Source organism: Paraclostridium benzoelyticum, assembly GCF_001006285.1.
GTDB classification, from domain to species: domain Bacteria; phylum Bacillota; class Clostridia; order Peptostreptococcales; family Peptostreptococcaceae; genus Paraclostridium; species Paraclostridium benzoelyticum.
The window spans coordinates 1-6,538 of sequence record NZ_LBBT01000010.1 but is presented as its reverse complement, the minus strand read 5'-3'; the positions used below and the strand labels follow the sequence as shown (position 1 = coordinate 6,538).

Annotated in this window: 10 protein-coding genes; 1 reads left to right on the top strand and 9 read right to left on the bottom strand. The window is 28.5% G+C overall.

All coding sequences use genetic code 11. The annotated features are described in order from the left end of the window. Positions 1–440 (bottom strand): rolling circle replication-associated protein (locus VN21_RS00370; protein WP_046821518.1); only part of this gene is annotated, 440 nt, incomplete at its 3' end. 1,447 nt (positions 441–1,887) lie between these two features. Here VN21_RS00370 and VN21_RS00365 point away from each other — a divergent pair. Then, entirely contained in the window at positions 1,888–2,082 is a 195-nt protein-coding gene (locus VN21_RS00365) for a hypothetical protein (RefSeq protein WP_046821517.1), read from the top strand. A gap of 140 nt (positions 2,083–2,222) precedes the next feature. On the opposite strand, the gene VN21_RS00360 is transcribed toward VN21_RS00365, so the two are convergent. The 8 genes from VN21_RS00360 to VN21_RS18520 form a co-directional block, all read right to left on the bottom strand. Next, the gene (locus VN21_RS00360; protein WP_046821516.1) at positions 2,223–2,819 is read right to left on the bottom strand and encodes a zonular occludens toxin domain-containing protein; all 597 of its coding nucleotides are present in this window, start codon (positions 2,817–2,819) and stop codon (positions 2,223–2,225) included. A gap of 115 nt (positions 2,820–2,934) precedes the next feature. Further along, positions 2,935–3,246 (bottom strand): hypothetical protein, encoded by a 312-nt coding sequence (locus tag VN21_RS00355; RefSeq protein ID WP_046821515.1) that lies wholly within the window; start codon positions 3,244–3,246, stop codon positions 2,935–2,937. Between the two features lie 13 nt (positions 3,247–3,259). Continuing rightward, on the bottom strand, positions 3,260–4,834 hold the full coding sequence (locus tag VN21_RS00350; RefSeq protein WP_046821514.1) for a CHAT domain-containing protein: 1,575 nt from the start codon (positions 4,832–4,834) through the stop codon (positions 3,260–3,262). Positions 4,835–4,906: 72 nt separating this feature from the next. Continuing rightward, positions 4,907–5,095 carry a hypothetical protein gene (locus VN21_RS00345; protein WP_046821513.1) on the bottom strand — a complete coding sequence of 63 codons (189 nt, stop codon included), beginning with the start codon at positions 5,093–5,095 and terminating at the stop codon, positions 4,907–4,909. Between the two features lie 14 nt (positions 5,096–5,109). Beyond that, positions 5,110–5,259, bottom strand: coding sequence for a hypothetical protein (locus VN21_RS18525; RefSeq protein WP_161794360.1), 150 nt, complete (start codon positions 5,257–5,259; stop codon positions 5,110–5,112). 7 nt (positions 5,260–5,266) lie between these two features. After that, positions 5,267–5,704, bottom strand: coding sequence for a hypothetical protein (locus VN21_RS00340; protein WP_046821512.1), 438 nt, complete (start codon positions 5,702–5,704; stop codon positions 5,267–5,269). After that, positions 5,694–5,939, bottom strand: a complete 246-nt coding sequence (locus tag VN21_RS00335; RefSeq protein WP_046821511.1) for a hypothetical protein — start codon at positions 5,937–5,939, stop codon at positions 5,694–5,696. The genes VN21_RS00340 and VN21_RS00335 overlap by 11 nt, the downstream gene beginning before the upstream one ends. Before the next feature lie 69 nt (positions 5,940–6,008). Then, the coding region (locus VN21_RS18520; RefSeq protein WP_052951926.1) for a rolling circle replication-associated protein at positions 6,009–6,538 on the bottom strand (530 nt) is incomplete at its 5' end.

Sequence of the window (6,538 nt, the reverse complement as noted above, 5' to 3'; positions counted from 1 at the left end):
AATAAATGATAATGAATAGCTCCACGACCTTCTCCTTTTTTTTCATTTCCAAATTTATCTATATAAATTTTTCCATCCTGAAATTCTATAACACATACATATTTTAATATTTTATTTTTTTTTAAATAAATTCTACTTAACTTTTTCCTAAATTTTTGGAATTCATAATTTGCACATGAAACATTTTTTATATTTTCTGCAAATGTTAATGTTAGAAATGATGTTTTACTATCAAAGTTTGAATTGATTAAATTGCGGATATTTTGAATTGTTCTTCGAGTGGATCTTTCTATGTTTTCTTTAATAACCAAATCTGTTTTATCTCTTGGAGTTTTTATAGCTGAACTTTTATAACCTTTCGTTATAGCTCTTTCATATTTAAAAACTTCGACTACATCACCACTTTTTATAACTTTTGTATCATACTTAAAAAAAGTCATAGCACCCTCCTATGTTTTAAGTATAATATATTTTTTCCCCTAAATAGCTAAGTTTTTCTTTTCTTAGTAGGTATTTGCATTTTAGCTAGTATTCAAGTATACCGTAGGGAATCAGGCAAACGGCTATTTTCCCCCTATACCCCAATAAAAAAAATTGAAATATAAAGAGAATCTACGTTTACCGCTTTTTCACGAGGTATCCGTATATCCTACGTTTTATTCGTATTATATAAAATCCATAATCTTATTTCAACGCCAACTGCTCTAACTCGCTTAGGTCTGGTATTATCAAGTAGAATTATCAATTCTTTACAGTTGCCCCCAACCAGGACAGGCACGCCACTTCTAAAGCCTATTATTTACTTTACAAGCTTGTCTAAGAAAATAATAGTCATCCTCTAACGACCAATAATTGCATGATTAGTGCAATAGTTTTTTATTATAGTGTGTTATTCCTCTAACCACACTTTAAATCAATTAAAAAAGACCTATTGCCAACTAGCAATAAGTCTGTGTGTACTAAACCTAAAATCGTACTTGAAATAATTTTAAACAAATTGTATAATAATTATATCAAATTTGATATTGACTATAAAAAACTTTTTATAGTTTTAGGCTCTTACGGTACTATCTAACTATTGCGAGTAGTTGGGTACTAATTCCTAGTACGGTCGCCAAACCGGAACAGAAACTGTAGGAGTCTTTATTTTTTTGTTGTCAAATTAATTGTAAACTTTTTCAGCAAAGATTGTCAATATAAATTAATAAAATCTTATTTTATATAAAATATCTAAAAAATTATCAATTTTCTAACTTTGAATGTTTTTTCTAAACTTGCAAAATTAGTTCAATATATTAATCCAATCAAAAACGTCTTTATGTGTCCCTATAATTAAATTAACAGTTCGTTCGCTACGCTCCTCACACGGCGTGGGAGCCCCAAGCCCACGCCTAGGTAAGAGAGCCATGCGTACAAGCCTTATAATTTATATATAAGGGCTACATCAATATATTTAGATTAAATAAATTACTATTCCCTAAATTTAATTTTAAGGTATAATTAAACCACGCTCAAACCGTTGCAAATGCTATATTACTTTTTGCTTACAATTTGTAAGCTACTCAAAAATCTATACATTTAAAGTAATTGTATATTTTAACTTTATTTTATAAACTTTCATTTATTAAAGCTACGCTTATTCACAGTCGCAATGCTCCTTTTTATCTGCGATACTATTTATAAATTTTTTTATTAATGTTCATGTCTGATTCAAGTTAAAATTTCCATCAAAAACGACTTAACACTCATTAGCTTTTAATGGTGAAATATGTTGTCAACCATTGAAATTTCAACACTTTACTTTTGTTTTTATGTCTATATTTAGTATAATTTTTACCAAAAATGGAAATAATATATATATAAATCAATTAAAAGGAGATTTTGAAAATGAATGTAGAATCTTATATAAAAAGATTAAAAAAAAATAATAAAAAAATTTATGAAATAAAAAAATTAGCTACCCCATGGAGTAGCCAAGAATTCGCATATTATGGATATTTTAAAGGTAGACAATATACTGAAGATTTTTTTTCTAAAGGAGATCTAATAGAAAATTATCCTGAATTTAAAAATGCTCATTAATAAATGAGTGTTTTTTTTTGAATAAATATATATTGTCGAATAATGTCTTGAAAATAAAAAAAAATTTTCCCCCTCACGGGGGGGGATTTGTTTAATCGTTTATTATCTAATGTATTTAATATAGATACCTTATATAAAGGCTATACTTGCTCTTTAAACGTCTTATAACTATCATACATTTTAGAATACTTTTCTCTATAAATAAAGAACTGAGAACCTATTTTAGCCTTCTGAGAATACCATCTAGTAACAGCTACAAACAAAGTTATAGGTAAATAATCCCCTATTTTGAAATTATTTACTTTTCTATGTACTACTTCATATTCTATTAAAGACCTTATTTGCCTATCTATAAGCCTATCAAATTGAGATATTAAAATAACATCATAGAAAAATTTCCTGTGCTGAGTAAAAAATTCAATCCATTGACTTCTTCCCTGTTGTTGCCAAGTCCTTGAATTAAACATTAATTGACATTCATCAATAACTAAAATAGTCTGTCCTTCTTTTTGACTTGTATGGTGCTTTCGTGCAAACTCGATTAAATATTCAGGTGTTAATTCATAATTGGGAACATATTTAAAAATCCCTTTTTTATTTTTACTATTATAAATATCCATATTAATATCAAAATTTGAAATTATATTTTTCTTTTTTCTAAAAAGTTGAAAATAAATATCCCTGGCAGTATGTAATGACTTTCCTGATCCTGGCGTTCCTGAGTAAAAACTTATCATAAAACTTCCTCCTACTTAAAAAAACCAATATGAAAAATTTTATCTATTAAAAAAAATATTAAATAATTTAATATCATTGAAATTGAAAAAAAATCATTTTTATCAACTCCTAAAATTAATTTAATTTGGTAAATTTCATAATTGCTCTTATTCCATAATATGCAATCATACAAGCACACCAAGTTCCAATAAGTGTAACTATATAAGAAATAGGAACAATCCAATCCAAATAACCTAAAAATTGAACTCCATCTATATTTAAATTAAAAAGTTTAAATGGAGAATCAGGCAAAAATGATAATATAAAATTTATAGCAATTCCTAAACTTGCAATAATAAAGTTTATAGCTCCAACTATAATTGCAACTAAACCTTTTAATAAACTTTCTACTATCCAAATAAAGGCATTTAAAAACCATTTAAACAAAATTTTCGCCTCCTTAGTGTTGTGTCATTTTTTTAGTTAAAAGCATTAAAATAACAGTAAATCCCACACCTACAAAAATTTTACATAGATTAGCTAAAGGAACAAACGGTGTTAAATCCAATTTCATTTTATTTTTTAAAATAGGAATTTCAAAAACAGGAGCTTTCCCACTATAAGCTTTGCTTTTGGATTTTTCCGTAAATGCAGAAACTACCCTTTTAAAATCCCATGGAATAGAAAAAGGAAATTTATTTGTAAATTTATCAAATGAAACCGTCAAAGGTTCAAAATTTATTTTAAAACCATCAAATCCTGGTATATTTATAGTTGAAGGAATAGAAGGATAATCCGTTCCGGTGTCCGGTGGGTTTTCCGTTCCGGTATCCGGTGGGTTTTCCGTTCCAGTATCCGGTGGGTTTTCCGTACCAGTATCCGGTGGATTCTCCGTTCCGGTATCCGGTGGGTTTCCCGTTCCGGTGTCCGGTACATAGCTAACACCCGGATTATCTATTTTAGGAATAGCTATACTTTCTCCCGGTTTCCAAGTTGGATAAGTAGGATTAGCTACTTTTTCAGAAGGAGTATTTATAAGTTTTCCCATATCATTAGGTAAGGGAATAGCTACATCTGTTGCAGTACTTCCATCAGTCCCAGGTATAGTTCCTGTTCCATCAGTCCATGGAGTTCCAATAACCGCATTAATTTTTTTATTTACAATCGTTTCTGAACTTTCTAATTTATGTTTTTTGCAATAAACAATTCTCCCTGTTTTACCTACCTCAGAATTTAAATGTTCAACAATAAAATATCCCGGATGATTATCAACTAAAATTGGAAGGATATTTTGAATAGTATAATTAGTTTCGCTTATACCCAAGAAAGAGCCTGTGCAATAATTTTTATCATCAACGCTAGCGTTCCCGTTACATTTAATACAAACATTTACTCTTTTTGGACCATATGTAGGTTGATATGTACCTGCTGAATAAGTAACAAAACACTTATTACTTCTCCTAATAGTTCTAGTATCTTGCTTTCCTATCTCCCACCTTGAATCTGCAACAAGAAGGTCTTTCGCCATTGAACCATTAACTATTGCTGCAATCTCTTTAGAATTAAAAACTTTAGGACTATCTATTGATAAAACTCTTTGATTCCCAATTACTTCATAGCTATTATCAACATTAACTGTGACTTTATTAAATATGGATGATACGGAATCAATAAAACTCCTTGAAAAAGTGACTACTCCATTTTTTGCTTTACTTGCACTTTTACTTGCTTCAACTATTAAATTTTTAGCATTTTGCAAACCGACAAATCTCAATATAAATTCATCCATAGACTCAGAATCTAAAAAAGTTATTCCTGAATAAGTTGCTAACGTTAAAATAGCTGTAATTCCAAGAGTACTTAAAGCTATTGCTCCTCCACCCATTCTAGGCATATATGCTATTTGTTGTTCGGACCCAATGCCCTCATATAAAAAATTATAGCTATTGGCATAAACAGAAAAAATTGAACAAGAGTTAATAAAAAATGTAGTAGCGAGAATAATACAAATAATTTTTTTCCTACTTGCAACCAAATCTATACCTCCTTTATAAAACTTAAAAAAGAGGTTAGAATTTATTCCAACCTCTCCCTTTTTAGGACATCCTTATCCTGTTATAGATTTAAAGAATTTAATTCCTAATTTCCAAACAAGGAAAGCCCCTGTTATAGTTATAGCAACAGGCGCAACTGATGAAATAACACCTGTCGCTTCATTTGCTATTGAAGTTAACGCAGATACTATTGATTCATTTACACCACTAGTAACTGCAACACCAAATAATGTAGTATTCATTTGTTAAAACCCCCTTAACTGGATTCTCCAGAAATTAATTTATATGCAAATGATACGCCAAGTGAAAATAAATATATCGAAAATGATACAACAAAGCCACCTAGCATACCAGGCATAACAAAGTCCTTAAATAGTAAATCTATATATTGTTTTGTATCAAACATTTTAAAATTACCTCTTAAAAGATATTTGGAATATTAAAACTAATAGAATTGACATAAATAATCCTACACTCATAAAATCCATTTTTTTTAAAAATATTAATTCATCAAGTTTTTGATTAACAGTTTCTTGAAAAGTTGTGTCTGTTCCTGTGGTTGAACTTTGAACGATTTTATTAAAATCTTTTAGAAATGTATCTTTATCTTGTTGAGATTTTTCATCCTTCTCTTTTTGGATTTGCTCTTGTTTTTCTTTTTCTTTGAGTTGTCCTTCCTTTTCTTGTTGCTCTTGTTTATCCTTTTCTTGTTGAATTTTTCTATCTTCCTGGATTTCTTTAATTACCTGTTCTAATTTTATAGAAACATCAGAATTATCGGGAATAGGTTGATTTGATTCAGGAGCATTAGTTTGCTCTTGTGTAGAAGTGTTTAAATCACTATTTGGCATTTTGAGCTATTCCTAAAATATCTAGTCTTGAACCATACTGATTTGTAACAAACTCAAAATTAACAAAATATTTTTCTAAAGATTTAATTGAATTGAATGTTGGAATGTCACCTTTATATGAACAAGTACAAGTTTGACCATTATCCATCAGCGCATGGATTACATAATAAGGTGTTTTATCTTTTTTTTCTTTTACATCTGTTCCTGTTAAAATGACTTCTTTTGTAAATAACATAACATATACCTCCAAGTTTCATCATCTAACTAAAGCATAGTACTAATTACTTAAAATCTTCAATAACTTTCAATCGACACAATTATACAAATACTGTTTCCTAGAAGTATCTTGTCTATTAATTCTCTTATATATAAAATTTTCCCTTTTCAGGTTATATTGATAGTATGAAACCGAGTTAATGCAATCATTACCGACCATAATATCTTTTTTGTATTCAGTAACTAAATTTTTCTTCGGATACAAAGTTTCCACATCTACATTAAAATCAATTTCATATATTTCAGGTTTTTTTAATGTCTTATAACTTGCAAAATATCTCTTTTTGCCACTCAATCTACTATCATTTTTTTCCTTAGTCATATACTTACATAAGTACGCTCCCATATTGTCTATATCATCACATTTATTAATACTTATAAATCCATTTTCCCATTTATTTTGAATCAATTGAAAATCAATGTAGGGAGCATCAAATAATAATAAATGATAATGAATAGCTCCACGACCTTCTCCTTTTTTTTCATTTCCAAATTTATCTATATAAATTTTTCCATCCTGAAATTCTATAACACATACATATTTTAATATTTTATTTT

Bases quoted from the DNA above. Each gene is read 5' to 3' on its own strand.
- VN21_RS18525 (WP_161794360.1), bottom strand. From the start codon at position 5,259: ATGTTTGATACAAAACAATATATAGATTTACTATTTAAGGACTTTGTT.
- VN21_RS00335 (WP_046821511.1), bottom strand. From the start codon at position 5,939: ATGTTATTTACAAAAGAAGTCATTTTAACAGGAACAGATGTAAAAGAA.
- VN21_RS00340 (WP_046821512.1), bottom strand. From the start codon at position 5,704: ATGCCAAATAGTGATTTAAACACTTCTACACAAGAGCAAACTAATGCT.
- VN21_RS00365 (WP_046821517.1), top strand. From the start codon at position 1,888: ATGAATGTAGAATCTTATATAAAAAGATTAAAAAAAAATAATAAAAAA.
- VN21_RS00360 (WP_046821516.1), bottom strand. From the start codon at position 2,819: ATGATAAGTTTTTACTCAGGAACGCCAGGATCAGGAAAGTCATTACAT.
- VN21_RS00345 (WP_046821513.1), bottom strand. From the start codon at position 5,095: ATGAATACTACATTATTTGGTGTTGCAGTTACTAGTGGTGTAAATGAA.